This is a genomic window from Marivibrio sp. (assembly GCF_040218065.1).
Lineage (GTDB): Bacteria > Pseudomonadota > Alphaproteobacteria > UBA8366 > Aestuariispiraceae > Marivibrio.
Genome location: NZ_JAVJQE010000012.1, coordinates 1 through 25,694 on the forward strand (window position 1 = coordinate 1; position 25,694 = coordinate 25,694).

25 protein-coding genes and 1 tRNA gene are annotated in these 25,694 nt (G+C 68.8%); 10 read left to right on the top strand and 16 right to left on the bottom strand.

Features of this window, described 5'->3' with window-relative positions:
- Window positions 1–422: 422 nt before the first annotated feature.
- Window positions 423–1,643 carry a tyrosine-type recombinase/integrase gene (locus RIB45_RS11495; RefSeq protein WP_350050417.1) on the bottom strand — a complete coding sequence of 407 codons (1,221 nt, stop codon included), beginning with the start codon at window positions 1,641–1,643 and terminating at the stop codon, window positions 423–425.
- A 225-nt stretch (window positions 1,644–1,868) separates the two neighbouring features.
- Between RIB45_RS11495 and RIB45_RS11500 the strand changes: the two genes are divergently transcribed.
- On the top strand, window positions 1,869–2,534 hold the full coding sequence (locus RIB45_RS11500; protein WP_350050418.1) for a hypothetical protein: 666 nt from the start codon (window positions 1,869–1,871) through the stop codon (window positions 2,532–2,534).
- Window positions 2,535–2,578: 44 nt separating this feature from the next.
- Here RIB45_RS11500 and RIB45_RS11505 read toward each other — a convergent pair.
- Window positions 2,579–2,649, bottom strand: a tRNA-Gln gene (locus RIB45_RS11505).
- A 150-nt stretch (window positions 2,650–2,799) separates the two neighbouring features.
- Here RIB45_RS11505 and RIB45_RS11510 point away from each other — a divergent pair.
- Entirely contained in the window at window positions 2,800–3,852 is a 1,053-nt protein-coding gene (locus RIB45_RS11510; RefSeq protein WP_350050419.1) for a Ppx/GppA phosphatase family protein, read from the top strand.
- Window positions 3,853–3,871: 19 nt separating this feature from the next.
- The gene (locus RIB45_RS11515; RefSeq protein WP_350050420.1) at window positions 3,872–4,597 is read left to right on the top strand and encodes an RlmE family RNA methyltransferase; all 726 of its coding nucleotides are present in this window, start codon (window positions 3,872–3,874) and stop codon (window positions 4,595–4,597) included.
- Window positions 4,598–4,904: 307 nt separating this feature from the next.
- Here RIB45_RS11515 and hemB read toward each other — a convergent pair whose 3' ends face one another.
- The 4 genes from hemB to RIB45_RS11535 form a co-directional block, all read right to left on the bottom strand.
- Window positions 4,905–5,906: a porphobilinogen synthase gene (hemB, locus tag RIB45_RS11520; protein ID WP_350050421.1), complete on the bottom strand. Its 1,002-nt coding sequence runs from the start codon at window positions 5,904–5,906 to the stop codon at window positions 4,905–4,907.
- Between the two features lie 78 nt (window positions 5,907–5,984).
- Window positions 5,985–6,452: a Holliday junction resolvase RuvX gene (ruvX, locus tag RIB45_RS11525; RefSeq protein ID WP_350050422.1), complete on the bottom strand. Its 468-nt coding sequence runs from the start codon at window positions 6,450–6,452 to the stop codon at window positions 5,985–5,987.
- Between the two features lie 54 nt (window positions 6,453–6,506).
- Window positions 6,507–6,887 (bottom strand): type II toxin-antitoxin system VapC family toxin, encoded by a 381-nt coding sequence (locus RIB45_RS11530; RefSeq protein ID WP_350050423.1) that lies wholly within the window; start codon window positions 6,885–6,887, stop codon window positions 6,507–6,509.
- Complete coding sequence (locus tag RIB45_RS11535) at window positions 6,884–7,135, bottom strand: type II toxin-antitoxin system Phd/YefM family antitoxin (RefSeq protein WP_350050424.1); 252 nt, start codon at window positions 7,133–7,135, stop codon at window positions 6,884–6,886. Before RIB45_RS11535 ends, RIB45_RS11530 begins: the two co-directional genes overlap by 4 nt.
- Window positions 7,136–7,319: 184 nt before the next feature.
- Between RIB45_RS11535 and gatC the strand changes: the two genes are divergently transcribed.
- From gatC to gatB, 3 genes are read left to right on the top strand one after another with little or no spacing between them, the layout of a single operon-like run.
- The gene (gene gatC, locus RIB45_RS11540) at window positions 7,320–7,607 is read left to right on the top strand and encodes an Asp-tRNA(Asn)/Glu-tRNA(Gln) amidotransferase subunit GatC (RefSeq protein WP_350050425.1); all 288 of its coding nucleotides are present in this window, start codon (window positions 7,320–7,322) and stop codon (window positions 7,605–7,607) included.
- A gap of 19 nt (window positions 7,608–7,626) precedes the next feature.
- Window positions 7,627–9,102 carry an Asp-tRNA(Asn)/Glu-tRNA(Gln) amidotransferase subunit GatA gene (gene gatA, locus RIB45_RS11545; protein ID WP_350050426.1) on the top strand — a complete coding sequence of 492 codons (1,476 nt, stop codon included), beginning with the start codon at window positions 7,627–7,629 and terminating at the stop codon, window positions 9,100–9,102.
- A gap of 29 nt (window positions 9,103–9,131) precedes the next feature.
- On the top strand, window positions 9,132–10,589 hold the full coding sequence (gene gatB / locus RIB45_RS11550) for an Asp-tRNA(Asn)/Glu-tRNA(Gln) amidotransferase subunit GatB (RefSeq protein ID WP_350050427.1): 1,458 nt from the start codon (window positions 9,132–9,134) through the stop codon (window positions 10,587–10,589).
- Between the two features lie 524 nt (window positions 10,590–11,113).
- On the opposite strand, the gene RIB45_RS11555 is transcribed toward gatB, so the two are convergent.
- Window positions 11,114–13,444: a CHASE2 domain-containing protein gene (locus RIB45_RS11555; RefSeq protein ID WP_350050428.1), complete on the bottom strand. Its 2,331-nt coding sequence runs from the start codon at window positions 13,442–13,444 to the stop codon at window positions 11,114–11,116.
- Between the two features lie 216 nt (window positions 13,445–13,660).
- Here RIB45_RS11555 and RIB45_RS11560 point away from each other — a divergent pair, with 216 nt between their 5' ends.
- Window positions 13,661–15,040, top strand: coding sequence for an SPOR domain-containing protein (locus tag RIB45_RS11560; RefSeq protein ID WP_350050429.1), 1,380 nt, complete (start codon window positions 13,661–13,663; stop codon window positions 15,038–15,040).
- A gap of 19 nt (window positions 15,041–15,059) precedes the next feature.
- Here RIB45_RS11560 and RIB45_RS11565 read toward each other — a convergent pair whose 3' ends face one another.
- From RIB45_RS11565 to RIB45_RS11575, 3 genes are all read right to left on the bottom strand, one after another.
- Complete coding sequence (locus RIB45_RS11565; protein ID WP_350050430.1) at window positions 15,060–15,434, bottom strand: hypothetical protein; 375 nt, start codon at window positions 15,432–15,434, stop codon at window positions 15,060–15,062.
- A gap of 10 nt (window positions 15,435–15,444) precedes the next feature.
- Complete coding sequence (locus RIB45_RS11570) at window positions 15,445–16,002, bottom strand: hypothetical protein (RefSeq protein WP_350050431.1); 558 nt, start codon at window positions 16,000–16,002, stop codon at window positions 15,445–15,447.
- Between the two features lie 228 nt (window positions 16,003–16,230).
- A complete protein-coding gene (locus tag RIB45_RS11575) occupies window positions 16,231–17,190 on the bottom strand; it encodes a DUF1194 domain-containing protein (RefSeq protein WP_350050432.1) in 960 nt (319 codons plus the stop codon).
- Here RIB45_RS11575 and RIB45_RS11580 point away from each other — a divergent pair.
- The gene (locus tag RIB45_RS11580; RefSeq protein WP_350050513.1) at window positions 17,098–17,919 is read left to right on the top strand and encodes an alpha/beta hydrolase; all 822 of its coding nucleotides are present in this window, start codon (window positions 17,098–17,100) and stop codon (window positions 17,917–17,919) included. The genes RIB45_RS11575 and RIB45_RS11580 overlap by 93 nt on opposite strands.
- On the opposite strand, the gene RIB45_RS11585 is transcribed toward RIB45_RS11580, so the two are convergent.
- Window positions 17,916–18,854 (bottom strand): endonuclease/exonuclease/phosphatase family protein, encoded by a 939-nt coding sequence (locus tag RIB45_RS11585; RefSeq protein WP_350050433.1) that lies wholly within the window; start codon window positions 18,852–18,854, stop codon window positions 17,916–17,918. The two genes, RIB45_RS11580 and RIB45_RS11585, sit on opposite strands and share 4 nt — an antisense overlap.
- Window positions 18,855–19,100: 246 nt before the next feature.
- Here RIB45_RS11585 and RIB45_RS11590 point away from each other — a divergent pair, with 246 nt between their 5' ends.
- The gene (locus tag RIB45_RS11590) at window positions 19,101–19,844 is read left to right on the top strand and encodes a 1-(5-phosphoribosyl)-5-[(5-phosphoribosylamino)methylideneamino]imidazole-4-carboxamide isomerase (protein ID WP_350050434.1); all 744 of its coding nucleotides are present in this window, start codon (window positions 19,101–19,103) and stop codon (window positions 19,842–19,844) included.
- A gap of 60 nt (window positions 19,845–19,904) precedes the next feature.
- Here the strand turns inward: RIB45_RS11590 and RIB45_RS11595 are convergent, their stop codons facing one another.
- The 3 genes from RIB45_RS11595 to sseA are packed head-to-tail and all read right to left on the bottom strand — an operon-like array spanning window position 19,905 to window position 22,986.
- On the bottom strand, window positions 19,905–21,011 hold the full coding sequence (locus RIB45_RS11595) for an alanine dehydrogenase (protein WP_350050435.1): 1,107 nt from the start codon (window positions 21,009–21,011) through the stop codon (window positions 19,905–19,907).
- An 8-nt stretch (window positions 21,012–21,019) separates the two neighbouring features.
- Window positions 21,020–22,114: a GNAT family acetyltransferase gene (locus RIB45_RS11600; RefSeq protein ID WP_350050436.1), complete on the bottom strand. Its 1,095-nt coding sequence runs from the start codon at window positions 22,112–22,114 to the stop codon at window positions 21,020–21,022.
- Window positions 22,111–22,986 carry a 3-mercaptopyruvate sulfurtransferase gene (gene sseA, locus RIB45_RS11605; protein WP_350050437.1) on the bottom strand — a complete coding sequence of 292 codons (876 nt, stop codon included), beginning with the start codon at window positions 22,984–22,986 and terminating at the stop codon, window positions 22,111–22,113. Before sseA ends, RIB45_RS11600 begins: the two co-directional genes overlap by 4 nt.
- A 129-nt stretch (window positions 22,987–23,115) precedes the next feature.
- Between sseA and RIB45_RS11610 the strand changes: the two genes are divergently transcribed.
- Window positions 23,116–23,835 carry a ZIP family metal transporter gene (locus RIB45_RS11610; protein WP_350050438.1) on the top strand — a complete coding sequence of 240 codons (720 nt, stop codon included), beginning with the start codon at window positions 23,116–23,118 and terminating at the stop codon, window positions 23,833–23,835.
- Window positions 23,836–23,839: 4 nt separating this feature from the next.
- Here the strand turns inward: RIB45_RS11610 and dprA are convergent, their stop codons facing one another.
- On the bottom strand, window positions 23,840–24,973 hold the full coding sequence (gene dprA / locus RIB45_RS11615) for a DNA-processing protein DprA (protein ID WP_350050439.1): 1,134 nt from the start codon (window positions 24,971–24,973) through the stop codon (window positions 23,840–23,842).
- Between the two features lie 63 nt (window positions 24,974–25,036).
- Window positions 25,037–25,654 (bottom strand): glycerol-3-phosphate 1-O-acyltransferase PlsY, encoded by a 618-nt coding sequence (gene plsY, locus RIB45_RS11620; protein ID WP_350050440.1) that lies wholly within the window; start codon window positions 25,652–25,654, stop codon window positions 25,037–25,039.
- Between the last annotated feature and the right edge of the window lie 40 nt (window positions 25,655–25,694).

Genomic DNA, 25,694 nt, shown 5'->3' on the forward strand with positions numbered 1-25,694 from the left:
AACCGAATACTCCGCCGTTACGGGCTGCTGCGGAATGATTGAGCCGACGGCCCGGCAGCCGTTCGCCCCTGGCTCTCCCGGCTCTGGCTCTCCCGGCCCTGGCTCCGCCCCCGCATCTCTCCTTCCTCGGCGGACCGCCCCGTGAGTAGTCCCTCGGCGTGGCGCCACGGGTCTCGAGAGGAGCATGTCCCGCCGGAGGCATGCTCATCCAAGTGAGGCGCGACCGAGGCAGGCCGCTAAAACGCGACGCGTATCGAATAGGTCGGGAGCGACCGACTGCTCGACCTCTTCATTGAGGAACAGCTGGGCGTGCGTGAGACGCGTGCGCTCGCCATCGATAGCGTTCTCTTCGAGCCGTATACGTAAGTCAGGGCGCTGCAGAAGTTCTTTCCGGGCGATAGACCGACTTCTCGCGATCGCACTCACCTCGTCAGATGCAGAACGTTCCCTTCTCCCGCCTCGATCGAAGCGGCGGGGATGAGCCGGCAAGCCTCCGCCGGTTTAAGCCCGAAGGTGACCATTTTCAGGAGCTCGGCTTTCTTTTCGAGCGTCGCTCCCCCGATATAGTGCCTCTCGGTGACGCACTCCCGCTCGTGACCGAGGATGTCCTTGATGTAGGCCGTGTTTACGTGGCTGTCCGCGAGTTGGGTCGCCAGGCTCTTCCTGAGCCTATGAAGACAGCCCCCTTCCTCGTAGAGCCCGAGATCGTGAATGATGCGCCCGAACCACTCGGCCGAAGTTTTGCTGCGATGGCCGACATTAATGTCGCCGGCCCCCGGGAAAAGCCAGACGCTGCCGGTGGCGGCGCGGCGCTCGACGTACGCCTCGATCCCGAGGTGCATCAAGAACGGATGGATGGGCACGTCGCGCGTCGCCCGCTCCGTCTTGAGCGACTGCCCCTTGCCTTCCTTGAACGAGAAGTGCGGGATGCGGGTCTTGAGGTTCACGTCCTCAAGCCGGAGCTGCGCGATTTCTTCCCGGCGTGCGCCGGTGAAAGCGACGCAGGTCGTGATCCAGAACTCGCGGGACCGCTCTTCGGGCGCGCGCGCCATTTCCTCCCGGAAAGGCCGCGACGAGAAGATCTTGACCAGATCTTCCCCTTCGAACTCCCGCTTCACGCGGCGATCCTTATCCCGTTCCGCCACGGAGAAGATCAACCCTCCGAAAGGATTGATGCGCTTACGGCTGGGGGTCGCGCCTGCGTTGATGAACTTGGTCCAAATCGAGTTCATTGCGGACAGATGCTTGCAGGCCGTCTTCTTGGTCATGCGCGCGATCCGCCCCTTTTCCAACGCGCTCTCATACTCGGCCTCCGTGAGCTCGCCCTGCTTCCGGCGCTCCGTCAAGTCGGTCTCGAACTCATCGTCCAACTCGTCGGCCGCATCGATCATCGCTGGGAAGCTAAGGCCCCGGAAGCGCGCGTCATGGCTGTAGCCGGCCGGCACATCCAGCATCTTCTCTCGGAACGATAGCGCCATGTCGTCCGTGACGTCGCGAACAGCGACATCACCGAAAAAGGCGGCGAAGAGCTTAGCCGAGCTGCGGTAGCTCTTCTTCGAATGATCCGAGATATTCGACCGGGCGAGCGCTTTATCCATGGCCTCGGTGATCGGCAGCGCGGCCCGGGCCTCGATTTGGTCCATCAGGCCGTCGCTCGCGGCCCGGCTGCGGCTCCAGGCGGTCTCATCTGGCTCGCTCTGAGCGGCCGGCGACGCAGGCTCGGGCGCGGGCGCTGCGTACACCGGGGCGGCTTCGCGATCCGCTCCTTCGGCGCGCGACGGCGGCGGTGCGGTTTGGGCTGACATGTCACGCGGCGGGGCCGACGCCGCCGCGACCGGCAGAGAAGCGACGGGCGGCGGGCTCGACGCGTGACCGACGCCGCTCGCGGCGTGCGACGCGCCGACGACCGCGTCATAGACCCCGGTCTCGCGCCGGGCGTTCTCATCCGCCGCGCGGATCAGCCCCTTGGTTACCTCGCGCGCGGCCCGCGCTTGGGACGCCGCATCGAGCTCCGGGGGAAGGAGGCCCGCGCGCGTGAGGCGCTCGAGGAAAGGCCGCGCGGCGTCCGGAGACCGGCGCGCGAGGCTTTCGGAGAGCCGCTGCGCTTCCGCGCGCCAATGTTGGACGGCGCGCTGGACCTCAAACGGCGAGATCTCGCCGCTGAGAATGCGTTGCTGCTCCGCTTCGGCGAGCGCCGTCTGGATGACGGCGCTCACGGCCTCGTGGAGCGTCCGCTCGTCGAGCGTCCAAGCGGTCGGATCATTATGAAGCAGTTCGGTCATTCTCTCGAAACCCTTGTCGGCGACGGCCGCGCGGAAGCGGGCGACACCGGGTACATGGGCTTTGAGGGAGAAGACGATCCTTATATCGACGCCGGATATCGGCGCCAGCGGCCGAGCGGAGCGCCGGTAATAGTAGATGTCGCCGCGTTTCATGAGGTGGCGTGGCATGGCGCCCTCCTGTTCGGCTGCTACAGGAAGACGTCACAGCGCCTTGCTACAGCAGCCTGTCCAGACTCGCATGCCGTCGCCTAAATCATTGAATTTTAGGAGAGAATCAAAAAACCGGCGGCGCAGGGCTGGGGGACTAGGATTCGAACCTAGACTACCTGAGTCAGAGTCAGGCGTCCTACCGTTAGACGATCCCCCAGCGCTGCGCCGCCGGTGCGCGGGGGTGTACTGAAGCCGTCCGGGACTGTCAACCCGGGCGCGCGCGGGCGCCGGTCTTTTGGCGCCGGCGCGGCGGCGTTAGACTGTGCGCCGTTAGGGCTGTACGCCCAATTTTTGAAAGGCCCGATCGATGAGCGCAGGCGGCGCGTCGCCAGCGACCGGGGCGGGCCGCGCCGCGCGCCGTCGGCCGCAGATGAAAGCGGGCGGACGGGGGCGGCGCGCGGAGGGCGCCGTCTACGGCGCGCTCGACCTCGGCACCAACAATTGCCGGCTGCTGGTGGCGACGCCGACGGCGGGCGGCTTCAAGGTTGTCGACGCCTTCAGCCGCGTCGTACAGCTGGGCGAGGGCGTCAGTCGCGGCGGCCGATTGGGCGAGCCCGCCATGCGCAGGACGCTCGACGCGTTGGGCGTCTGCGCCGCCAAGCTGCGCCGGCGGGGTGTGTCGCGCATGCGCGCGGTCGCCACGGAGGCGTGCCGACGCGCCGCCAACGCCGAGCGTTTCGTCGCGCGGGTCCGGCGGGAGACCGGCCTGACGATAGAGATCATCCCGCCGAGCGAGGAGGCGCGTCTGGCCATTGCGGGCTGCGTGCCGCTGCTGGATCGGGTCCACGACCGCGCGATCCTTTTCGACATCGGCGGCGGCAGCACGCAGATCGTCTGGTTGGCCGTCGATCCGACCCGGCGCACGGCCCCGGAGGTGCTGGGCGCGACGTCGATCCCGGTCGGCGTGGTGGGCTTGGCGGAGGCGCGCGCCGCCGGCGTCGGCGCCGGCGAAAGTCGGCTGCTTGCCGAGGGGTTGGCGGCCTTCGACGCGACCCATGCGCTCCACCGCGCCGTCGGCGCCGGACGGGTTCAGATGATCGGCGCGTCCAACACGGTGACCACGCTGTCCAGTCTAGATCAGAAGCTGGCGTCTTATCAGCGCGCCAAGGTCGACGGCGCCTGGCTCGATTTCGCGGCGATCGACCGGTTGAGCGCGGAGCTCGCCGCGCTTGACGGGTCGGCGCGCGCGGCGCATCCCTGCGTCGGGCGCGATCGCGCCGGGCTGGTGCTGGCGGGGTGCGAGATCGTGGGCGCGATCTGCCGGCGCTGGCCCGTCGGCCGACTGCGGGTCGCCGACCGGGGCTTGCGCGACGGCATTCTTATGGACCTCATCGCGGCCGATCGAAACGATCGACCCTAAAAACGGAGCCTCGAGAGGCATGGCGTCAGGCAAGAAAGGCGGCGGCCCCAAAGGCGGGGGCAAGGTCAGCGACGCGCGCCACAAGGCGGTGCGTGTCAAGACCGCGCGCGGCCGCAAGTCGAGCTCCACCCGCTGGCTTCAGCGCCAGTTGAACGACCCCTATGTGCAGGAGGCCAAGCGCCTCGGCTATCGCGGGCGGGCGGCCTTCAAGTTGAAGGAGATCGACGAGAAATACGGCCTGCTGCCGACCGGCGGCGGCGCCGTGGTCGATCTCGGCTGCGCGCCCGGCGGCTGGGTGCAGGTCGCATTGGAGCGCATGGGCGAACGGGGGACGATCGTCGGCGTCGACCTGCTGGAATGCGAGCCGATCGCCGGCGCGACGCTGATCCAGGCGGACTTCATGGACGACGACGCGCCCGCGCGCCTCAAGGCCGAGATGCAGGGACCCGCCGACGTTGTGCTGTCCGACATGGCGGCCAACACCACCGGCCACGCCCAGACCGACCATCTGCGCACCCAGGCTCTCGCCGAGCTCGCCTACGATTTCGCGGCCGAGGTCTTGAAGCCCGGCGGCGCCTTCGTCTCCAAGGTCTTCGCCGGCGGGGCGGGGAAGGATCTGCTGGACCTCCTGAAGCGCGACTTCGACAAGGTCGCCCACGTCAAGCCGCCCGCCAGCCGCAAGGAAAGCCCGGAGATGTATGTGGTGGCGCAGGGCTTCCGCGGGGGGCGGGACGGGCGGTCTTAGCCGCAAGACATGTGAGTTCTTGTCATCAAGTCAGTCCATGTCGAAAGACGATCCGCGAGCCGCGACCCCTAACCGTCGGCCTGGACTGGTTCCGGGCCAACAGCCTCTCGCGTCCGCCGGCGCGCACCGCTGTTCCCCCGGCGCAAGGCCGGGGTGACGGTGAGGGGCTTTTGGCGAGTTCTCGAAGTTTTCAGGAGGGATGTCATCGCGCCCGACGCGCGGCGTCCGGAGCGGGCTGTGACAGGTCCCCGCTTTCGCGGGGACACCTGATGCTGAACAGACGTTGTGCGACGCCGCCCGGCCCGACCTAACGCCGCGCCAGCAACTCCGCCGCCTCGCGCGCGAAATAGGTGAGGACGCCGTCGGCGCCGGCGCGCTTGAAGCAGAGCAGCGCCTCCAGGATCGCGCGCTCCCGGTCGAGCCAGCCGTTCTGGATCGCGCCGGCCAGCATCGCGTACTCGCCGGAGACCTGATAGGCGTAGGTCGGCGCGCCGAAGGCGTCTTTGACCCGCCGCACGATGTCGAGATAGGGCATCCCCGGCTTCACCATCACCAGGTCGGCCCCTTCCTCAAGGTCCTTGGCGACTTCGCGCAGGGCCTCGTCGGTGTTGGCGGGGTCCATCTGATAGGTGCGCTTGTCGCCGATCAGGGCCGACGCGCTGCCGACCGCCTCGCGGAAGGGGCCGTAGAAGGCGCTGGCGTATTTGGCGGCGTAGGAGATGATCCGAACCTCCTGATGCCCGGCCGCGTCGAGGGCTTGGCGGATCGCGCCGACGCGCCCGTCCATCATGTCCGACGGGCTGATCGTGTCGCAGCCGGCCTCCGCCTGGTTGACGGCTTGGCGCTTCAGCACCTCGACCGTTTCGTCATTCAGGATGCGGCCGTCGGCGATAAGCCCGTCATGCCCGTGGTCCGTGTAGGGGTCGAGGGCCGCGTCGCACAGGATCACCATGTCGGGGCAGGCGGCCCGCACGGCGCGCGTCGCGCGGCAGACGAGGTTCTCCGGATTGAGGGCTTCGGAGCCCTGGGAGTCCTTCTTCGCCGGATCGGTCTGGGGAAACAGCGCGATCGCGGGGATGCCTAGGTCCTCGGCCCGCTTTGCGTCCTCGACCGCCTGATCGACCGACAGGCGCTCCACCCCAGGCATGGCGGCGACCGGCTCGCGCAAGGCGTCGCCGTCCTTCACGAACAGCGGCCAGATGAAGTCCTGGGGGCCCAAGCGCGTCTCGGCGACGAGGCGCCGGATATTGTCATTCGTGCGGTTGCGCCGCATGCGGCTCGTCGGATAGCGGCCCAGGGTCGGGTCCATTTTGCGCGTCTCCCCCAACGGAACTCTGTCTCGGCTCGAAGACTAGCCGGGGGGGCGGCGCCGCTCAATGGCCCTCGCTCAGAGGCCTTGCCGCAACCGATCGAGCGCCCCCTGCAGGATGTAGGCGGCGGCCATCTTGTCGACGACTTCGCCGCGGCGCTTGCGGGTCATGTCCGCTTCGCCGACCAGGAAGCGCTCGACCGCGCTGGTCGACAGCCGCTCGTCCCAGAAGACGATGGGGATCGTCCAGCCGCGCAGCTCGATCAGGTTGCGGGCGAGCTGGCGCACCGACTGGGCGCGCGGCCCCTCGCTGCCGTCCATGTTGACCGGCAGGCCCATGATCACGCCGCCGGCCTTGCGCTCGGCCGCGAGCTGTTCCAGCCGTTCGGCGTCCTTCGTGAATTTGGTGCGCTTGACGGTCTCGACCGGCGAGGCGATCTGCCAGCCCGGATCGCAGGCCGCCACGCCGATCGTCTTCGTCCCGGGATCAAGGCCCAGCAGCACAGTCCCGCGGGGCAGGGCGGAGAGGTCGTCCGGTTCGCTCATGGGCGGGTTATGGCCTGTCGCGGGGCGCTTGACCAGCCTCGGGCGCGCCCGCGCTCACCGGGCGGCCAGACAGTCGAGAAAGGCGGTCAGGATCGCCTGATCGGCGGTGACCAGCGTCAGCCCCTCCGCGCGCGCCTGGGCAACCAACATCCGGTCAAACGGATCGCGGTGATCCCACGGGAGCGCGCCCGCGGCCTCGGCATGAGCGACACCGATAGGCAGCGGGGCGATGGAAAGGGCGCGCAGGAGATCCTCCGCCGCGATGTCCAGGGTCAGCTTCCCCAAGCGGCGTTTGATCGCGATCTCCCATGCGCTGGCGGCGCTCGCATACACGCGCACGGATGAATCCGCGATCCGCGCGCGCACCGGCGCGGCCAGGACCTCCGGTCGATATCCGCACCAGAGCAGCACGTGAGTGTCGAGGAGCAGGCTCATGAGCCGATCGGGAAGACCGCTCCGCCCTCGAAGCCCGCCGCATCCTCCAGCGGGGCGTCGAAGTCTTCCGCGATTTCGCAGCGCCCCGGCGCCTGACCGAGCGGCCGCGGCGCAGCCGCGGCGGCGTGGTAGGGAACGAGACGCATATAGGGGTCGCCCGCGCGCGCGATGATTATCTCTTCGCCTTCCGCCGCGCGGCGGGCGAGCTCCGACAGACGGCTTTTCGCTTCGAGCATGTTGATTTTCATCGAGACGCCTCCTGCGTCTTAGCTAGCCTAGCCATATTTGCTCCGCAAGGTCGATCGGTCAAGCGCCCCGCCTTCTTGCCCGACCGGGAGGCCGGTGATAGCTTCCGCGCGGCTTTCGGCGGGCGTCATGCGCCCGTCGCCGCATCATTGGACAGCATCGATCTTGGAAGAAGAGGGCTCGCCCATGGCGCTCGACAAGCAGACGGTGGCGAAGGTGGCGCACCTCGCCCGCATCAAGGTGCCGGAGGCGCGGCTGGAGAGCCTGGCCGGCGAGCTCGACGGCATCGTCAATTGGGTCGAACAACTGGGCGAGGTGGACGTCGACGGCGTCGCGCCGATGACGTCCGCGGTCGAGACCGGCCTGCGCTGGCGCGAGGACGTGGTGGACGACGGCGGCTATGCCGAGAAGGTCACGGCCAACGCGCCGGACGCGCAAATGAATTTCTACACGACCCCCAAGGTCGTCGAGTGAGCGGGAGCCAGTTCGAGCCATGACCGATCTTCTGGACCTCACCCTGACCGACGCCCGGGACAAGCTGGTCGCGCGCGAGATCTCCTCGGTCGAGTTGACCGACGCCTACATCAAGGCGGTGGAGGCGGCGCGCCCGCTCAACTGCTACATCACCGAGACGGCCGAGCGCGCGCGCGAGATGGCCGAGGCCTCCGACCGGCGCTTAAAGGACGGGAAGGCCGGCGCGCTCGAAGGCCTGCCGCTCGGGATCAAGGATCTGTTCTGCACCGAAGACGTCCTGACGACGGCCGGCAGCCACATCCTGGACGGCTTCAAGCCGCCCTATGAGAGCACGGTCACCCGCAATCTGTGGGACGCCGGCGCAGTGATGCTGGGCAAGCTCAATCTCGATGAATTCGCGATGGGCTCCGCCAATCTGACCAGCCATTACGGGCCGGTGAAGAACCCCTGGAAGCGTCAGGGCGACGATAAGGACCTGGTCCCCGGCGGCTCCTCGGGCGGCTCGGCCGCTGCGGTCGCCGCGCGCGCCTGTCTGGCGGCGACGGGGACGGACACCGGCGGCTCGATCCGCCAGCCGGCGGCCTTCACCGGCATCGTCGGGTTGAAGCCCAGCTACGGGCGGTGCTCGCGCTGGGGGATCGTGGCCTTCGCCAGTTCCCTCGACCAGGCCGGGCCGATGACGCGCACCGTGCGCGACGCGGCCCTCATGCTGGGCGCGATGGCGGGGTTCGATCCGAAGGACTCGACCAGCGTCGACCGCCCGGTCCCGAATTACGAGGCCGCGCTGGACGGCGGGGTTAAGGGCCTGAAAGTGGGCGTGCCGAAGGAATACCGCGTCGACGGCATGCCCGAGGCGATCCAGCAGCTCTGGGACCAGGGCGTGGCCTGGCTGAAAGATCAGGGCGCGGAGATCGTCGACGTCTCGCTGCCGCACACGAAGTACGCGCTGCCGGCCTATTACATCGTGGCGCCGGCGGAGGCGTCGTCCAACCTCGCGCGCTATGACGGCGTCCGCTACGGCCTGCGCGTCGACGGCGACTCGCTGATTGAGATGTATGAGAACAGCCGCGGCGAGGGCTTCGGCGAGGAGGTGAAGCGCCGGGTGCTGATCGGCACCTACGTGCTCTCCGCCGGCTACTACGACGCCTATTACCTGAAGGCCCAGAAGGTCCGCACCCGCATCGCCGAGGATTTCGCCAAGGCCTATCAGCAGTGCGACGTGCTGCTGACGCCGGCCACCCCGTCGGCCGCCTTCGGCATCGACGAGGAGCCGTCGGACCCGGTGCAGATGTATCTGAACGACGTCTTCACCGTGCCCGCGAACCTCGCCGGGCTGCCGGGGATCAGCGTGCCGGCTGGGACGGACGATCAGGGCCTGCCCTTGGGCTTGCAGATCCTGGGACGGGCGTTCGACGAGGAGACGGTGCTGCGCGCGGCGTATGCGCTGGAGCAGGCGGCGGGCTTCACGGGACGCCCGCAGTTTCAGGCCGGCTGACGGACGGGACTTGGAGGAGAGATAGAGCGATGGCCGAGTACCGTCTGAAGGGCGAGACCGGGGAGTGGGAGGTCGTCATCGGCCTCGAAGTGCATGCGCAGGTCACGAGCCAAGCGAAGCTGTTCTCCGGCGCGGCGACCGCTTTCGGCGCGGATCCGAACGCGCAGGTCAGCCTGGTCGACGCCGCGATGCCCGGCATGCTGCCGGTGATCAACGGCGAATGCGTGCGCCAGGCCGTGCGCACGGGCCTGGCCCTCAACGCCGCGATCAACAAGGTGAGCGTCTTCTCGCGCAAGAACTACTTCTACGCCGATCTGCCGCAGGGCTATCAGATCAGCCAGTACGATCAGCCGATCGTGGGCGAGGGAGAGATCGAGATCGACCTGCCCGACGGCTCGACCAAGACGGTCGGGATCGAGCGCCTGCATCTCGAGCAGGACGCCGGCAAGTCGATGCACGACCAGCATCCGAAGAAGAGCTTCATCGATTTGAACCGCTCGGGCGTCGCCCTGATGGAGATCGTCTCGAAGCCCGACATGCGCTCGCCGGACGAGGCGGCGGCCTACGTCTCGGCGCTGCGCTCGATCGTGCGCTACATCGGCTCCTGCGACGGCAACATGGCCGAAGGCTCGATGCGCGCGGACGTGAACGTCTCGGTGCGCAAGCCGGGCGAGCCGTACGGCACGCGGGCGGAGCTCAAGAACATCAACTCGGTCCGCTTCGTGCGCCAGGCGGTGGAGATCGAGGCGCTGCGCCAGATCGAGATCCTGGAGAACGGCGGGACCGTCGATCAGGAGACGCGGCTCTTCGACCCGACGAAGGGCGAGACCCGCTCGATGCGCAACAAGGAAGAGGCGCACGACTACCGTTACTTCCCCGATCCGGACCTGCTGCCGCTGGAGTTCGACGACGCCTTCGTCGAGGCGTGCCGGGACAGCTTGCCCGAACTGCCGGCGGAGAAGAAGAAGCGCTTCATGGAGAGCTACGGCCTCTCCGGCTACGACGCCTCGGTGCTCGTCGCCGATTGGGAGATCGCGGCCTATTACGAGGAGGTCGCCAAACACGGCGATCCCAAGCAGGCCGCCAACTGGGTGACGGTCGAGCTGTTCGGGCGCCTCAACAAGGCCGATAAGACGATCGCCGACAGCCCGGTCAGCGCCGAGTCGCTGGGCGAACTCCTGGCGCTGATGGCCGACGCCACGATCTCCGGCAAGATCGCCAAAGACGTCTTCGACGAGATGTTCGAGACCGGCCGCGGCGCCAAGGCGATCGTCGAGGAGAAGGGGTTGAAGCAGATCACCGACACGGGCGCCATCGAGGCGATCGTCGATCAGGTGATCGCCGACAATCCCGGCCAGGTGGAGCAGTATCAGGGCGGCAAAACCGGCCTGATCGGCTGGTTCGTCGGCCAGGTCATGAAGGCGAGCCAGGGCAAGGCCAATCCGCAAACCGTCAACGAGCTGCTGAAGCAGAAGCTGGACGGGTAGGGGGCGGCCCGTCCCTCGTACGCAAGGGCTGTCATCCCGGGTGCCCAGCAGGGCGACCCGGGGTCTCGCCGTCGGCGTACGGGCGGCCGGTTTTCTCGGCGCCCCCGCGAAAGCGGGGGCCTCCTTGCGGCGCGCTCGGGCGTCTCGGGCGGGCTGAGACAGGTCCCCGCTTTCGCGGGGACGCGGGTCTGCGGCAACATGGGCCTCAGCCACGCCGCCCGGGCGGCCGGTTTTCTCGGCTCCCCCGCGAAAGCGGGGGCCTCCTTGCGGCGCGCTCGGGCGTCTCGGGCGGTTGAGACAAGGTCCACGCTTTCGCGGGGACGCGGGTCTGCGGCAACATGGGCCTCACCCACGCCGCCCGGGCGACCGGTTTTTCTCGGCGCCCCCGCGAAAGCGGGGGCCTCCTTGCGGCGCGCTCGGGCGTCTCGTGCGGGTTGAGACAGGTCCCCGCTTTCGCGGGGACTCTCGAAAGACCGCTTTCGGATGGATAGAGCGCAGACGGCGTCGGCGCAGCGGTTCGCCGCCTACTTGCTCGTCGCCACGAAGACGCCGTCCCAGTCGGCGGGCGGCGGCTCCTCGCGGAAGATCGCGATGCGCTCGCGGTAGATGGCGTAGAACTCGTCCATCACGCCGCCGAGACGGCCTTCGAGCGCGCCCATCAGCCGTTCGGCCTCGTCCCACTGTTGACCGCGATAGGCCGCCAGCATGGCGTCATGGTCGGCCAGGAACTTGGCGTATTCGTCGGTTTGGGCGAGTTCCGGGGCGCCGAGGATGGTGAAGATGCGCACCGCCTCCTTCTTGCCCTTCACCGCGATGAGGTCGAGCTCGGCCGTCGGCATCAGGCCTTTGACCGCCGCCGCCGTCTCGTCGCCGATGACGGTGCCGACGCCGTAGCTCTTGCTCTGACCCTCGAGGCGGCTGGCGAGGTTCACCGCGTCGCCGAGCACCGAATAGTCAAAGCGCTGGTCGGAGCCCATGTTGCCGACGACGCAGTCGCCGGTGTTGATGCCGATGCCGATGTTGAGCGGCAGGTACTCGAACCCGCCCTCTTCGGCCTCTTGCTTGCGCTCTTCGTTCAGACGTTCCAGCGCCTTGAACATGGCGAGCGCCGACTCGCACGCATGGGCCTCCTGCCGCGGGTCCTCCAACGGCGCGTTCCAGAAGGCCATGATGCAATCGCCCATATATTTGTCGATCGTGCCCTGGCGGGTGAGGATCTCGTTGGTCAGCGGCGTCAGCAGCCGGTTGATCAGCCGGGTCAGGCCCTGCGGATCAGCGCGGAAGGTCTCCGAGATGGTGGTGAAGCCGCGTACGTCGCAGAACAGCAGCGTCATCTTCTTCGTCTCGCCGCCGAGGCGCAGCTGGTCTGGATTTTCGGCCAACTGCTCCACCAGGTCGGGCGAGAGATACTGGCTGAAGGCGCCGCGCACCTGGCGCTTCTCGGCCGCGTCGCGCGCGTAGTTCGCGAACGCCAACGTCGCGTAGACCGCAAAGACCATCGCGCCGGGATAGGTCACGTCCAGGAACAGCTTGTGTTCGGTGAACAGGTACCAACTTGTCGCCGCAATGCCGCCGCCCGCGCCCACCAATCCGACCAGAGTCACCAGCGGACCGACGCGCGGAACGAAAAAGATCAGCAGCAGGCCGGCCCCGACGATGGCGATCATCTCCCACAGCACCATGGTGAAGGGGTATCGGATGAAATCCTGCTGCAGGATGTTTTCCAGGATGTTGGCGTGCACCTCCACGCCGGGCAGCCGCGGCTCGATCGGCGTGGCCCGAATATCGAGCAAGCCGGTCGCCGAGGTGCCGACCAGCGCCAGCCGTCCGCCGAGCCGTTCCGGCCCGACGCGGCCCTGGACGATGTCGGCGGCCGAGACGTACATGCGCCCGGAATTGTCCGGCGTGTTGAATCGGTCAGGTTCCGCGAAATAGACCCACAGCCGCCCTTTGCCGTCGACCGGGATCGGGTAATTCCCCTGCGGCGTCTGCAGCCGGATTTCATGCATGCCGCCGGGATCGACGACGGTGACGATGCTGTTGCCTTGGAAGCCGACGCGCAACATCTCGACGGACAGCGTCGGCTTCACCACGTCCGCGATCTCCATCACCAGGGGCACGCGGCGCACGACGCCGTCGACCTCCTCCTCCACCGAGAAGAAGCCCAGGCCGCTGGACGAGCTTTCCAGGATCTCGAGATTGTGGATCAGCGTCGGCTGGCTGAAGAGGTAGCGGGTCGGATCGGTGTCCGTCGCGCCGAGAATCCCGAGATTGGCGCCCACGCTGGTGAATTTCGAGATCGGCGGCGGCGTGGTCGCGGCGGCGGCTTTGGAGCCGGCCTGGCCCATGACGACGCGCATGGTCTGCATGGCGCGCGCCATGACCTCCTCATTCGACGGCAGGTCTTTCAGGGCCGCGACCAACTGGGGTTCGGCCCCGCGCAGGCTGTCGGCGATCCGATTGGGCGAGGTGCGGTCGGGCTCGGCGAAGACGACGTCGAACCCGACCACCGCCGCGCCGTTGTCGCGCAGCGCCGTGATCAGGTCGGCGACCACGGTGCGCGGCCAGGGCCATTGGCCGAGCGCCGCCAGGCTCTTCTCATCGATGTCGACGATCACGACCGGGCTTTGCGGGGGCGGTTGACGCGGCTCGATCCGATTGTAGGCGTCGAACGCCTTGACGCGCACGAATTCGACGAACCAGGGATCGACATAGCGCAGGAAAAGCCCGCCGCCGATCACCGCGAAGGCGATCAGGGCCGCCAAGCTGGGCTTCCACCAAGGGCCTCGACTGCGCCGGCGCTTCTTCTTGCGCCCGCCCTCGTCCGCGCCCGTCTTATCCTCCTCCGTCCCCATGGGCGGGAGTGTAGGCGGCGGGTCGCGCTTTGTCTTGCGGGAAATGCGGCGGCCGCGTTCGTCGACCCGGCCGCGAATCGCCGCGGCGGCGCAGGGGCGGCGCCGCGCCCTCAGGGCGCTTGAGGCCGATCGGCCAAAGGCCTGCTTTTCCGCCGCTTTTCGACGTCGCTTCACGGCGTGCGTGCCGTGCGCGCCTGATGCGTCTAAGCTTATCGTATGAACGATGCGCGCGCCCGTGATCGACGCTTCCGCAGCCGGCTGCCGACCGCAGCGGCCTTTGCGTTGCTGCTTGGCGGCTGCAGCAGCCTGGAGGGCGTGTTCGACTTCAGCTTCCTGTCGGACTGGTTTTCGGGAGAGTCGCGGGTGGAGGGCGCGGACGCGCCCGCGCCGCGTCCAGAGCTCGAAGATCTGGCGGCGGGTCCGCCCCAGTTGGTCGCCGGCGACCGCTTCTCCTTCGACAACCCGGCGGTCACCTGGACGGTCGATCGGGTGGACGACGACCGCATCTTCTGGAGCGCCGACAACGGGGATCGCCAGACTACCGGCCTCAACCCGATCCTGCCGGCGTTGGCCTGGGAGAGCGCAGGCCAAGGGCGCGGTCGCCGTTTGATCACCGACATGCAGCCCGCCTTCTTCCCCCTCAAGGTCGGCAAGCGGGTTACTTTCAACTCGACCGTCAGCACCGATCGGCCGCCCTATGCGTGGGAGTTCGTCTGGACCTGCGAGACGTTGCGCACGGAGGAAATCGACGTCCCCGCCGGCCGGTTCGAGACCTACGTCATTCAGTGCGGGCGCCAGAGTCCCAACGAACTGACCTTCTACTACGCCCCGCAGATCGGCCACTACATCCGCATGGTGAGCCGGCCGGGCGGCGGGTCCGAGCGCAACCGCGTCACCCGTGAGATGACCGACTTCCTGAGCCGTCGCTACATCGCCTTTATCGATCCCAAGACCTCGGCGGGCGAGGGCGCGCTGGGCGCCGTCCAGCCGTCGCGCGCGCTCGGCGACGCGGCGATGGCGGCGGACGGCGCCGCGCCCCCCGCGTCGCCCCTGGTGCCGGTTCCGGTGCTGGAAAATCCGATGGACGAACCGGACCCGCGCTTCGATCAGCAGGACGGGCCGGTGCTGATCATGCGAGACGGCCAGACGCCGACCTCGGAACTCAGCGGCGAAGGCCGGGCCGCGGCCGCGGGCCAGCCCGCCGCCCAGCAGCCCGCCGCCCAGCAGACCGCCGCCCAGCAGACCGCGGCCCAGCAACCGGCAGCCCAGCCGAGCGACCAGGCCGCCGCCGAGCCGCAGCAGAGCGCCGCGACGCCGAGCGTCGTGCAAGGCGCGGAGGTGGCCGACGGCGCAGTCGCGCTGCATCTCGCCTCCTACAAGCAGCAAGCCAACGCCGAGCGCGGTTGGCGCGAGCTGAGCGCCGCCAACAGCGATCTGCTGGGCGGGACGCGCCCGATCGTTCGCCGGGTCGACGTGCCCGGCAAGGGCTTGTTCTATCGGCTTTACGCGGGGCCGATCGCGGACATGGCGAACGCTCGGGCGCTGTGCACGGCGCTCAAGGCGCGCAACCTCTACTGCGCGGCGCGGCAGCTCTAGTCGCCCGGGCGGCTATGCTTCACACCCAGCGTTTGACGGCGTTCACGGTGTCCGCGGGGAAGCGGTTGAAGCAGACCTTCGCGGAGGGGGCCGCCGCCTGGATCAGATTGATCAAGCGCTCAAACAGCAGCAGGTGGGAATCGTCCGTTCGCACGCCCGCGCCGATCATGACCGCATGCGTCGGGCGCTCGGTCAGGGCGGCGCGCACGGCCTCGGCGGCGCGCTCCGGATCCTCGATCAGGCAGATGTCCGCGTCGTATCCCTCAGCCGTCAGCGCGGCGACCGCCTGATCCAAGGCGGCGTGGATCTTCGCCGGCGTGAGCATCGGCCAGCGGGCGTAGTCGACGATCGCGGGGTCGAGGCCGATGAGAAGGACGCGTTTGATCCCGGCCATGACGTCCGACTTATTCGGCGGTGATGATCCGCACGCTCGGCTCGTCCGACGGTGGGGGCTCAGGCGAAGCCGCGGCCCCGGCGGCGCTCGCCCCCTGCCTCGCGCCGCTTGCGGGCTGTTCCACGCTCAACGCAGGCTCGTCGCGGACCATGCTCTGGGCCGCTGCAGCGGAGTCTCGAGGCGGGGCCCGCTCCTCCATCGTCGGCAGGCTGACGTTGGCGCCGGCTTGGTTCTGTTGCAGGAAATACCAACTGCCGCCCGCCAGCACCCCGACCGTCACCCCGAAGAGAAGCACCAGCGTGGTCAGGATCGCGGTGGTCAATTTGCGCTGTCGGCCCAGGCTGTTCACGTCCGAAAGCACGCGGTCGAGCTTATTGTCGATCTTGCCGGAGCCGCTGTTCATCTCCGACTGAAGACGGATCAGCGCCGCCGATAGATCCGCGCGCAAGGAGCTGTGCGCCTGCTGCACGGACTTCGACTCCGCCGCGACGATCCGCAGCGCAGCGCGCACCTGCGCCTCGACGGCGGACAGGTGGGCTCTCAACTCCTCGCGGGATAGGTCGGTCATATCCCTTCCCAGGTTTCCCGCCCCGGCGGGCGGGCCCCAATTGAATCGCGGGCCTCAGCCCTCAACGATCCGCGACGCCACGATCACTTGCCCCGTAAAACAGAGCGCGCGACCGTTCAAGCATGACGTCGGGGATGCAAGAAAGCGGCCAAAACCAGCGAAACACGCGTCGCGTGCGCCATAGTATACGGAAATTTCAGCCAAATTGAAGCGGTTTAAGCCCGCCCCTCATCCCGGAGGGTCGAGCCGGTCCGCGCGGTCGGACACCGGCACGTAGCGAATCTCGCGGAGCATCTTCCGCCGGATCGCCTCCTGATAGGCGGAATAGGTGTTCGCCGCCTCGACAAAGGCGCCGAAGCCGGCGATCACCTGGGCCTTGAAGTAGTAGTCGAGCGTCGGATGCTCGTTCAGAATAGCGAGCCCGTTGATGGTGACGCCGCGCGCGGCCGCCGCCTCGCGATACCGCGCTAGCGGCGGACCGTTGTTGTTGCGGCCGTCGCCGCTGACGTCGATGATCCGGCGCACCGCCTGATAGGGGCTGCGTTGGATGACTCCCATCGAGAAGGCGATCGCCGCCGAGATAGACGTCGCGCCGTCGCGGGTGGTTCGCGGCAGCGCAGCGATTTCGGCCGCCGTCGCCGCGATCGCCTCCGGGCTGTCGAGCAGACGCCACGGCAGGGCCAGCACCTGGCTGGCCCCGGACGACCACTGCACGACGCTGATCGCGATCGCCCCGTTCGGCCCGGACAGGATCGCCTCTTGGATCTCAGGATCCTGCAGCGCGTAGGCCACGCCCTTGCGTTGCAAGTCGTATTCGCCGCCGTCGACGCTGTAGGAGCAATCGATCGCCAGAACCAGCAGCAGATCGACCGTCTGCGCGCGCGCCGGCGCGCCGGACGACGCGGCCAGCGTCGCCGCGACAAGGGCGGCGAGGGCGCTCAGCGCGCGGCGCAGGGAACGGGGCGGGCGGATTGCGCTTTCCTCTCGGCTGGCGGCGCGGGCTGTCGACCGCCATATTTGACCCCAGAACGCGGATCGGGCGCAACCGGCGCGCGCCGCCTCTCGCGCGCCGTGCGGGAAAAGCTTGAGGAGAGCATGCGCATGATTTGGTACGCCGCCGCGCTGGCCGGCGCCTACGGGCTTCTGGTCGCGGGCCTTTATGCGGGGCAGCGCAGCCTGATGTACCATCCCTCGGGCCTGACGCCGCCGCCCGCGCTTTCCGGTTTGGCCGAGATGCGCGCGGTCTCGGTTCCGGCGGCTGACGGTTTTTCGCTGTACGGCTGGTGGGCGCCCGCCGAAAGGCCGGGCGCGCCGACCGTGCTGTACTTCCACGGCAACGCCGGCTCCCTCGCCGATCGGGCGGGGCGCGCGCGGTTTTATCTGGATCAGGGGTGGGGCGTCCTGATGACGACCTACCGCTACAATGCGGGCCTGGGCGGGGATCCGAGCGAGGCGGCGCTGACCGCCGACGGACGCGCCGTTTCCCGCTGGCTTGAGACGGCGCGCGGCGTCCCGCCGGAGCGGACGCTGCTTTACGGCGAATCGCTCGGCTCCGGGATCGTCTCGACCCTGGCGGCCGAAGGGCGCGGCGCGGCCGTGGTGATCGACGGCGGCTTCGACAGCATGGCGGCGGTCGCCCAGCGGGCCTACCCCTACGTGCCCGCCTATTGGCTGGTGAAGGATCGCTGGGACAACGCCGCGCAACTCGCCCGCGCCGCCGGCGTCGCGAAGCTGATCGCCCACGGCGCCGCCGACCGGATCGTTCCGCCGCGGCACGCCCGCGCCCTGGCCGAGGCGTCGGCCGCCCCGGTCAAGCTTGAAGTGTTGGAGGGAGGCGGTCACTCCGACCTTTACGAACACGGACTGGCCGATCTGATGGTCGATTTCGTCGCGGAGACCTTCGGCGACGAGGGTTAGCCGGCCGGAACCGTCAGGCGCACGGAGATCGGGCAGTGGTCGGACGCCTGATGCCGGCGGGCGCTGTCGACCGGATAGCGATGCTCGATGAAACTGCCGGCCTCGACCAGCGGCCGCAACGCCTCGCCGAACATCATGTAGTCGAGGAAGTAGGTCTTGTCCTCCGGCCAGCAGATCGCCTGGCGGCCCGACGGGATCAGGGTCAGGCGCGTGTCGGCGTGATAGCCGTCCTCCAACGCGGTCATCATGCGTTCTTCCGGCGGACGCCCCGCCGCTTCTTCGTCGAAGCGCCGGTTGAAGTCGCCGAGCGCCATGTAGGGGACCCCGGCCATCTCGCGTTCGTCGATCCAATCGGCGAGCGTCAGCGTCTCCGCGCGCAGATCCTCGCACGCGTCGCTGGTTCCGATGAACAGGCCGCCGCTGCAGCCCGACTTGAGATGCACCGAAAGCAGATGCAGCCAGCGTCCGTCGGAGAGCCGGATCGCCGTCTCGGCGCCGAGCCGGGTGTAGGTGCTGCGGCGCAGGATGCGGTCCGGCAGATCCATCACCCGGCCCGCCTCGACCAACCGCTTCGCGACGGCGAAGCCGGTTCGCTGTTCGCTGTCGTCGGTGCGCTGAGGGTTGCGGTGGGCGCGATCGGAGAAGTAGAGGACGTAATCCTCGCCGAACACGGCGGCCGCGGCGGCCGGCGATTTCACCTCCTGGAAGGCGATAACGTCTGCATTCACCGCGCGCATCGTACGCTGCAGGGCGGCCATGTCCTTGCAGCGCGTCTCTTCCGTTGCGTCCGCATCGCAGGCCGGGCCGCTCTGCGGCGCGCCCAGCCATTCCAGGTTCCAGCTCGCCAGCGTCAACGTCTCCGCGGCGGCCGGCGTCGGCGCCAGCATGAATAGACTGAGGGCGAAGACCGCCGATTTCAGGTTGCATCTAAACATTGCAGGAAAGTCTGTGCGCAATCAAAGCGCGCGTCAGCTTGTATTCCACGCCGGCCGTACAACGAGAGTTGTCCCCGGCGTCGCCCGCGCCGCGCGGGCGGCCATGTCGCGCAACCGTTCGGATTGGTCGCCGGCGCGCGATGCCCCTGCGTCCTGTGCTAGTATTCGCCGATACCGACGCGGCGCCGTCGATCGACGACGAAGCGCCGCCGACAGCCAAAGGGAGCCCGCGAGGGAGCGCACGCCATGGACATCTTTCCCGATATCGAGATCAAGGGCGGCCGCACCGTTTTGCTGCGCCGCGGCAGTTTCGAAGATCCCAAGACCTATGACATCGCCCCGGTGGATGCGGCGAAGAAGTTCGTCGCCGCCGGCGCGCGCCAGTTGCACGTCGTCGATCTGGACGGGGTGGAGCAGGGCGGCCGACACAATGCCGACCTGATCGAGGAGATCCTGAACGCGGTCGACATTCCGGTGCAGGTCGGCGGCGGCGTGCGCAGCATGGCGGGCGTCGACTTTTGGATCGAGCGCGGCGCGGCGCGCGTCGTCCTTGGCACCGCTGCGGTCAAGGACCGTAACTTCGTTCGCCAAGCATGCGCCAAGCATCCCGGCAAGATCGTCGTGTCGCTCGACGCCCGGGACGGCTACGTCGTGATCGAAGGATGGCGCGAACAGACCGCTTTCACCGCCTCAGACCTCGCCAAGGAACTGGCGGACAGCGGCGTTGCGGCGATTGTCTTCACCGACATCGATGCGACCGAGGGCGAGCGCGAGGCGACCTTCGCGGAGACCTCGGCGCTCGGCTCGGAGATTTCGATCCCGCTGATTTCGTCCGGGTGCGTGCGTACGCTCGACGACGTCTCGGTCCTGAAGCACATCCCGGGGGTTCAAGGCGTGATCATCGGATGGGCGTTCTACGAGCGCTGGCTGTCGGTCAAGGACGCGCTCGCCGTCGCCCGCGAGCCGGTTACGGAGGCGGAGTTCATCTGAGGGTGCGGCCGCCCCCGCCGCTTCGCGTCGGTGACGGATCGCGCTAGGCCTCAGGCGGCGTCAGCCTTCTGAGGCCCCCAGCACGGCCTCCGGCGACGCGCGCTCGCGGCTCTGTACGCGCGCGGTCTCCTCATGCAGCAGCAGGCCGCCGGCGCAGACCAGGCCGCGGCGCAGGAAATCGTCGCGCCGGCAAGCCTCGCGCCATCCGTGGGTCAGGATCTGTTCGATATGGCGCATCAACGCGTCGCCGTAGCCGGCGCTGGCGGCGACTGGCGCCGCGCCGGGAATGTTGTCGACGCAGAAGTGCCGTACGCCGTCGACCGCGTAGACCGGATCGGCCCAGCTGGTCGGACGGCTGGTCTCGATTGCGCCGCCCTCGTCGCAGGCGATGTCGCAGATCACGGCGCCGGGCTTCAGGCGGGCGAGGTCTGCGCGCCCGATCAGGTGGTCGTCGCGATGCTTGGGCCACAGGACGCAATTCACGATCAGGTCGGCGTCGCCCAACAGGTCCGGCAGATCCTCGACAGGCCCCGTATCGAACAGCGGCGTCGGGTGATCCTGTTCGGCGCGATAGCGCGCGCCCCACACCACGTCGAGGCCGGTCGTCCGGCAGCCGAGACTCAACAAGGTGCGCAACGCCCCGCGTCCGACATTGCCGAGGCCGATCACCACGGCGCGGATCGGCGGCGCGCCGTAATGGCCGAAGAAGTGCCGCCCCGGCCCGCCCTGGGGGCCGAGGCAAAGCCGGACGCCCTCGAATGCGCCGATCTCGCCGGCCAGCGCGCAATTGGGGCTGCCGAACCGGTGCGTATCCTCCGCCGCGATGGCGGTGAGGCCGGCGGCCAGCAGGCGGTCCGTCTCCTCTCGGTTGGCGGCGGTGTGCAGGTTGGTCAGGATCAGATGCCCGGGCCGCAGGAAATCGTACTCCTGCGGCAGGACCTCCTTCACCTTCACGATGAAGTCGGCCTCGGCCCAGATCGGCGCGGCGGCGTCGCGCAGCTCGGCGCCCGCCTCCTCATAGTCGGCGTCCGCGGCGCCGCTTGAGGCGCCGGCGCCGCGCTCCACCAGGACGCGTTCGCCCGACTGCGTCAGCGCCCCCACATGACGAGGCAGCAGGGCGACGCGCCCTTCCTGCGGTTTGATCTCTTTCAGGACGCCGACTGTCATGGGGGTCGTCAGCCTTTCGCGCTCAGAGGCGGCACATCGCTCAGCACCTTGACGCCCGGCGGGACCAAGCCGCGCGCGCGGGGGTCGGGGTCGTGGCGAACCTTGCGGTCGTAGACCCGAAAGCCGGCCTTCTGATAGCCGGCCAGGGCCTTCGGATGATCAAGGGTGCAGGTGTCGAGAATCAGGCGCTTCGGGCGCGGCTCGCGCTCCCAGGCGCAACGAACGCCCCAATCCAACAGGTAAGGGCCCAGCCCGCGGCCGATCGCCCACGGCATCAGGCCCAGAAACTTGAGCTCCGCGTCACCTGTTCGGGCCTGGTCGCGGAAGTCGAGCTCCAACATCCCCGCCGGCGCGCCGCCGAGTTGCAGGACGTAGATCTCGACGTCCACGTCGCCGATGATTTCGGCGATCTCGGCGTCCGAGAGCGTCTTGCGCAACCACCAGAGCCAGGGATCGCCGATCGTATGCTGCACAAAGCGGTAGTAATCGACCGGCGGATCGATCAACCGCTGGACGGCCAGCGGCTTGTCCAGCATCGGCGCCGGCGTCGGCGCTCGGCGCGGCTGCTCGGTCATCTCGAGATACGTTACGGTGACCGCCAAGGTCGGTGCGTCGGCTGCGTCGAGCGCCGCTTCCGCCGCCGGGTCCACGGCCTCCTCAATCTGCGGGGCGGGCGGGTCGATCAGCCATTTGGCCATCAGTCGACGCGGCTCGGCGTGATAACCGGCGGCTTCATAGTAGCGTTGAAGCGCCTTGTTCTCCGCACGTAGGACCAACTCGACTTTGGGACAGTCGAGCCGCTTCAGATGCGCTTCGGCCGCATGGATCAAGGCGACGCCGATTCCTTCGCCGCGGCGCTGCGGGTCCACGGCCAGGTAATAGAGCCAGCCGCGATGCCCGTCGAAGCCTGTCATTACCGCGCCGACGATCGCGCCCGCCTCGCCCTCGGCGACGAAGATCGACGCGCCGGCGGTCTTGAGGGCGAGGTCGATGTCCGCCGCCGGGTCGTTCCAGGGCCGCGTCAGGCCGCACGCCTCCCACAGCGCCACGACGCCCGCCCGGTCGGCGTTCGCGATCACCCGGACCTCGACGGCGGAGGTCATGGCTGCGCCGGCCCGGTCTCCACCGGCGTGTCCGGCCGCGCCCCCCATTCCGACCAGCTGCCGTCATAGACTGCGGCGTTGCGGTCCCCCAACAGGTAAAGCCCGAAGGCGAGCGCCGCCGCCGTGACGCCCGACCCGCAGCTGGTCACGACCCTGTCGCGGCCGACGCGCACGCCCGCGGCCTCGTAAAGCGCTTGCAATGTCTGGACCGGCTGCACGCGTCCCGTTTCGGGATCGGTTAAGCGATCGTAGGGCAGGTTGAGCGAGCCGGGTATGTGGCCTGAGCGCAGCTCGGGCCGCGGTTCCGGGGCGCTCCCCTCAAAGCGGCCTTGCGCGCGCGCGTCGAGGATCGCGAAGGGGCCGCCGGGTCCGTCCTTCTGGCTGTCCAGCATGTCGGGAAGGCGACGGATCAGCTCCGGGCGCAGGCGCACCGTCGGCGTCGCGTCGGCGGCCGGCCACTCGGCCGGCCCGCTCTCGGTCGGATAGCCGCAGGCCTTCCACTGTTTCAGCCCGCCGTCCAGGATCGAGACCCGCTCGATCCCGAACAAGCGGAACATCCACCACGCCCTGGCGGCCGAGAAGAGGCCGTAACTGTCGTAGCAAACGATCTGCTCGCTTGCGTCGTCGATCCCGAGGGCGCGGACGGCTTCGGCGAAGGCGGCCGCCTCGGGAACCATGTGGGGCAGAGGGTCGGTCTCGTCCTTGATCGCGTCGATATCGAAGAAACGCGCGCCGGGAAGACGTTCGGCCTCGAACTCCGCCCGGGCGTCGCGGCCCGTGGTCGGCAGATGATAGGTGGCGTCGAGGACGACCACCTTTGGATCGTCCAACTGGGATTTCAGCCAATCAGGCGAGACGAGGGGGAAGGTCATCGGCGGCGCGCTTTCTCTACCTCATGAACGGACCGGGGGAATGGTAGACAAGCCGGCCCGGCGCGCAAAGCCCCCGATCCGGTTACGGTGAAGGCTTGTCGGGTCTGCGCGCGACGCTAGGCTCGGGGAATGGACCCGGATCTGCTCGAAGCATTGCTTTACGCCGGCGGGGCGGGGGGCGCGATCCTGTTGGGCGCGGCCCTCGCCGCGGCGGAAGGGCTCGCGCCTCAGTGGATCGAGCGCGAACTGCGCCATAGCGTCACCGCCTTCGGGGGCGGCGTGCTCGTCGCGGCCGTCGCCTTCGTTCTCGCGCCCAAAGGAGCGGAGAGCCTCGGCCCCGTCGCGGCGTCGGCCGCCGTGCTGGCCGGCGGCGCGGTCTTCCTATGGATCGACAAGCGCCTGCAGGAGAGCGGGGCGAAGTTGGCGCAGCTGCTCGCCATGCTGCTCGACTTCCTGCCGGAGGCGGCGGCGTTGGGCGCGCTGCTCGCCACGGGCGATCCGGTCGGGCTGCTGTTGGCGCTGATCATCGGGCTGCAGAACTTGCCCGAAGCCTTCAACGCTTATCGCGAACTGCGCGCCGCGCGCTTCGCCGGCGGGCGCTGGACGGTCTTCGGCCTGCTTGCGTTGTGCGCGCTGTTGGGGCCGGCGGCGGCGGCCCTCGGCTTTCTCGCCTTGGGCCATTCGCCGGACTCGCTGGCGGTCGTGATGCTGACGGCCGCGGGCGGGATTCTCTATCTCACCTTCCAAGACATCGCCCCGGAAGCCCGGCTCGAGGCGGCCTGGGGACCGCCGTTCGGCGCAGTGGCCGGCTTCACGCTCGGGCTCGCCGCGCATATGGCGTTGGGTTAGCGGCTCACGCCTCCGGGGCGAGGAGCGACACCCGCCCGCCGGGCAGCCGCTCCACGGTCCCGGCCAGCTCCATCTCCAACAGCACGGTCAGCACCGCGGCCGGCGGCAGGCCCAGATCCCGAATCAGCTCGTCTTGGCCGACGGGCGTCGGGCTAAGCGCCTGACGGATCGCCGCGCGGGCGGCGTCCAGGCTCGCCTCGTCGGGCGGGCCGACCGGCGCGTCGTCGAAGCCGCCGGTCGGCTCCTCCATTGCGTCGGGACCGGGCAGGTCCGCGAGATAGGCGATCATCTCCTCGGGGCTCTCGACGAGCGCGGCCCCCTTGCGGATCAGGTCGTTCGGCCCCCGCGCCCGCGGATCGAGGGGGGAGCCCGGCAGGGCGAACACCTCCCGCCCTTGATCGGCGGCGAGACGCGCCGTGATCAACGAGCCGGAGCGCTGGCGCGCCTCGACCACCAGCACGCCAAGCGACAGACCGGAGATCACCCGATTGCGCCGTGGGAAGTGCCGGGCCTGGCCGACCAAGCCGAAGGGCATCTCGCCCACCAGCGCGCCGCGCTCCTTGATCGCGCGGTACAGATCGGCGTTCTCGCGCGGGTAGATCACGTCGACCCCGCCGGCCAAGGCCGCGATCGTCCCGCCGTCGAGCGCGCCCGAATGGGCGGCCGCGTCGATCCCTTTCGCCATGCCGGAGACGACGACGAAGCCCGCCTCCGCCAGCGCCCGGCCGAAGCGCTCCGCCAACCGCCGGCCGTTCAGGGAACATTCGCGGGCGCCGACGATCGCGACGGCGGGGCGCCTCAACAGATGCGGGTGGCCGAAGCCGGAGAGCAGCGGCGGCGCGTCCTCAATCGTCGCCAGCGGCGCGGGAAAGCCGGCTTCGCCGCGATGGACCATCCAGCCGCCGGCCGCCTCCAGCGCTTCAAGCTCGCGCTCCGCCTCCGCCTTCGGGCAGACTTTCAGCGGCCGGCGCCGACCGCCGCGCTTGGCCAGCGCCGGCAGCGCCTCCAACGCCGCTTCGCCGCTGCGAAAACGAGCCAACAGCTGGCGAAACGCGATCGGCCCGACATTCTCGCTGCGGTAAAGCCGAAGCCGCGCCAGCCGCTCCGCTTCGGGCAGGCGCTCAATGGTCGTATTCATGAAGCAAAGGACATCGCACGTTGTGTGTGCGGTCAATCGAAAAAAGAGGGCCGATGCGCCCCGTTAACCCTTCTCCCCGCCGATCTTGCTTTCCTCTCCCTTCAGAAGGCGGGCGATGTTCTGATGGTGGCGCGCCCAGGCGAGGGCGGCGAGGAATCCGGCCGCGACCGCCGTGTCGGGCCGATCGATGAGAAGGGCGTATCCCGGCGCGGCGGCGAGCGAGAGCAGAGCCGCCAGCGACGAGTAGCGAAAGAGCGCCGCGACAGCGAGCCAAGTGGCGCAGGCGGCGAGCCCTATGGGCCAGGCGACCGCCAGCAGCACGCCCAACGTGGTCGCCACGCCTTTGCCGCCCTTGAAGCGCAGCCAGACGGGAAAGTTATGACCGATGACCGCAGCGACCCCGGCGATCAGCGAGGCGAGCGGACCCGCCTCCGCCGGGAGGAGCGCCAGCGCGGCCAAGGCGGCCGCCGCGCCCTTGCCGGAATCCAGCAGCAACACCGCCGCCGCCAGGCCCTTGCGCCCGGTGCGCAGCACGTTGGTCGCGCCGATATTCCCGGAGCCGATGGCCCGAATGTCGCCGAGTCCCGCGAGCTTGCTCAGCACGAGGCCGAAGGGGATTGCGCCCAGCAGATACCCGCCGAGCGCCGCGGCGATGAGGGGCGGCGTCATGAGCGTTTCCATCACGCCCCTGCATAAGCGATTGCCGCCCCGTTATAAAGCG

Excerpts from the sequence above, each read along its gene's own strand:
- RIB45_RS11495 (WP_350050417.1), bottom strand. The coding sequence starts at position 1,643 with ATGGACCAAATCGAGGCCCGGGCCGCGCTGCCGATCACCGAGGCCATG.
- RIB45_RS11510 (WP_350050419.1), top strand. The coding sequence starts at position 2,800 with ATGAGCGCAGGCGGCGCGTCGCCAGCGACCGGGGCGGGCCGCGCCGCG.
- RIB45_RS11515 (WP_350050420.1), top strand. The coding sequence starts at position 3,872 with ATGGCGTCAGGCAAGAAAGGCGGCGGCCCCAAAGGCGGGGGCAAGGTC.
- hemB (WP_350050421.1), bottom strand. The coding sequence starts at position 5,906 with ATGGACCCGACCCTGGGCCGCTATCCGACGAGCCGCATGCGGCGCAAC.
- ruvX (WP_350050422.1), bottom strand. The coding sequence starts at position 6,452 with ATGAGCGAACCGGACGACCTCTCCGCCCTGCCCCGCGGGACTGTGCTG.
- RIB45_RS11530 (WP_350050423.1), bottom strand. The coding sequence starts at position 6,887 with ATGAGCCTGCTCCTCGACACTCACGTGCTGCTCTGGTGCGGATATCGA.
- RIB45_RS11535 (WP_350050424.1), bottom strand. The coding sequence starts at position 7,135 with ATGAAAATCAACATGCTCGAAGCGAAAAGCCGTCTGTCGGAGCTCGCC.
- gatC (WP_350050425.1), top strand. The coding sequence starts at position 7,320 with ATGGCGCTCGACAAGCAGACGGTGGCGAAGGTGGCGCACCTCGCCCGC.
- gatA (WP_350050426.1), top strand. The coding sequence starts at position 7,627 with ATGACCGATCTTCTGGACCTCACCCTGACCGACGCCCGGGACAAGCTG.
- gatB (WP_350050427.1), top strand. The coding sequence starts at position 9,132 with ATGGCCGAGTACCGTCTGAAGGGCGAGACCGGGGAGTGGGAGGTCGTC.
- RIB45_RS11555 (WP_350050428.1), bottom strand. The coding sequence starts at position 13,444 with ATGGGGACGGAGGAGGATAAGACGGGCGCGGACGAGGGCGGGCGCAAG.
- RIB45_RS11560 (WP_350050429.1), top strand. The coding sequence starts at position 13,661 with ATGAACGATGCGCGCGCCCGTGATCGACGCTTCCGCAGCCGGCTGCCG.
- RIB45_RS11565 (WP_350050430.1), bottom strand. The coding sequence starts at position 15,434 with ATGGCCGGGATCAAACGCGTCCTTCTCATCGGCCTCGACCCCGCGATC.
- RIB45_RS11570 (WP_350050431.1), bottom strand. The coding sequence starts at position 16,002 with ATGACCGACCTATCCCGCGAGGAGTTGAGAGCCCACCTGTCCGCCGTC.
- RIB45_RS11580 (WP_350050513.1), top strand. The coding sequence starts at position 17,098 with ATGCGCATGATTTGGTACGCCGCCGCGCTGGCCGGCGCCTACGGGCTT.
- RIB45_RS11575 (WP_350050432.1), bottom strand. The coding sequence starts at position 17,190 with ATGGTACATCAGGCTGCGCTGCCCCGCATAAAGGCCCGCGACCAGAAG.
- RIB45_RS11585 (WP_350050433.1), bottom strand. The coding sequence starts at position 18,854 with ATGTTTAGATGCAACCTGAAATCGGCGGTCTTCGCCCTCAGTCTATTC.
- RIB45_RS11590 (WP_350050434.1), top strand. The coding sequence starts at position 19,101 with ATGGACATCTTTCCCGATATCGAGATCAAGGGCGGCCGCACCGTTTTG.
- RIB45_RS11595 (WP_350050435.1), bottom strand. The coding sequence starts at position 21,011 with ATGACAGTCGGCGTCCTGAAAGAGATCAAACCGCAGGAAGGGCGCGTC.
- RIB45_RS11600 (WP_350050436.1), bottom strand. The coding sequence starts at position 22,114 with ATGACCTCCGCCGTCGAGGTCCGGGTGATCGCGAACGCCGACCGGGCG.
- sseA (WP_350050437.1), bottom strand. The coding sequence starts at position 22,986 with ATGACCTTCCCCCTCGTCTCGCCTGATTGGCTGAAATCCCAGTTGGAC.
- RIB45_RS11610 (WP_350050438.1), top strand. The coding sequence starts at position 23,116 with ATGGACCCGGATCTGCTCGAAGCATTGCTTTACGCCGGCGGGGCGGGG.
- dprA (WP_350050439.1), bottom strand. The coding sequence starts at position 24,973 with ATGAATACGACCATTGAGCGCCTGCCCGAAGCGGAGCGGCTGGCGCGG.
- plsY (WP_350050440.1), bottom strand. The coding sequence starts at position 25,654 with ATGGAAACGCTCATGACGCCGCCCCTCATCGCCGCGGCGCTCGGCGGG.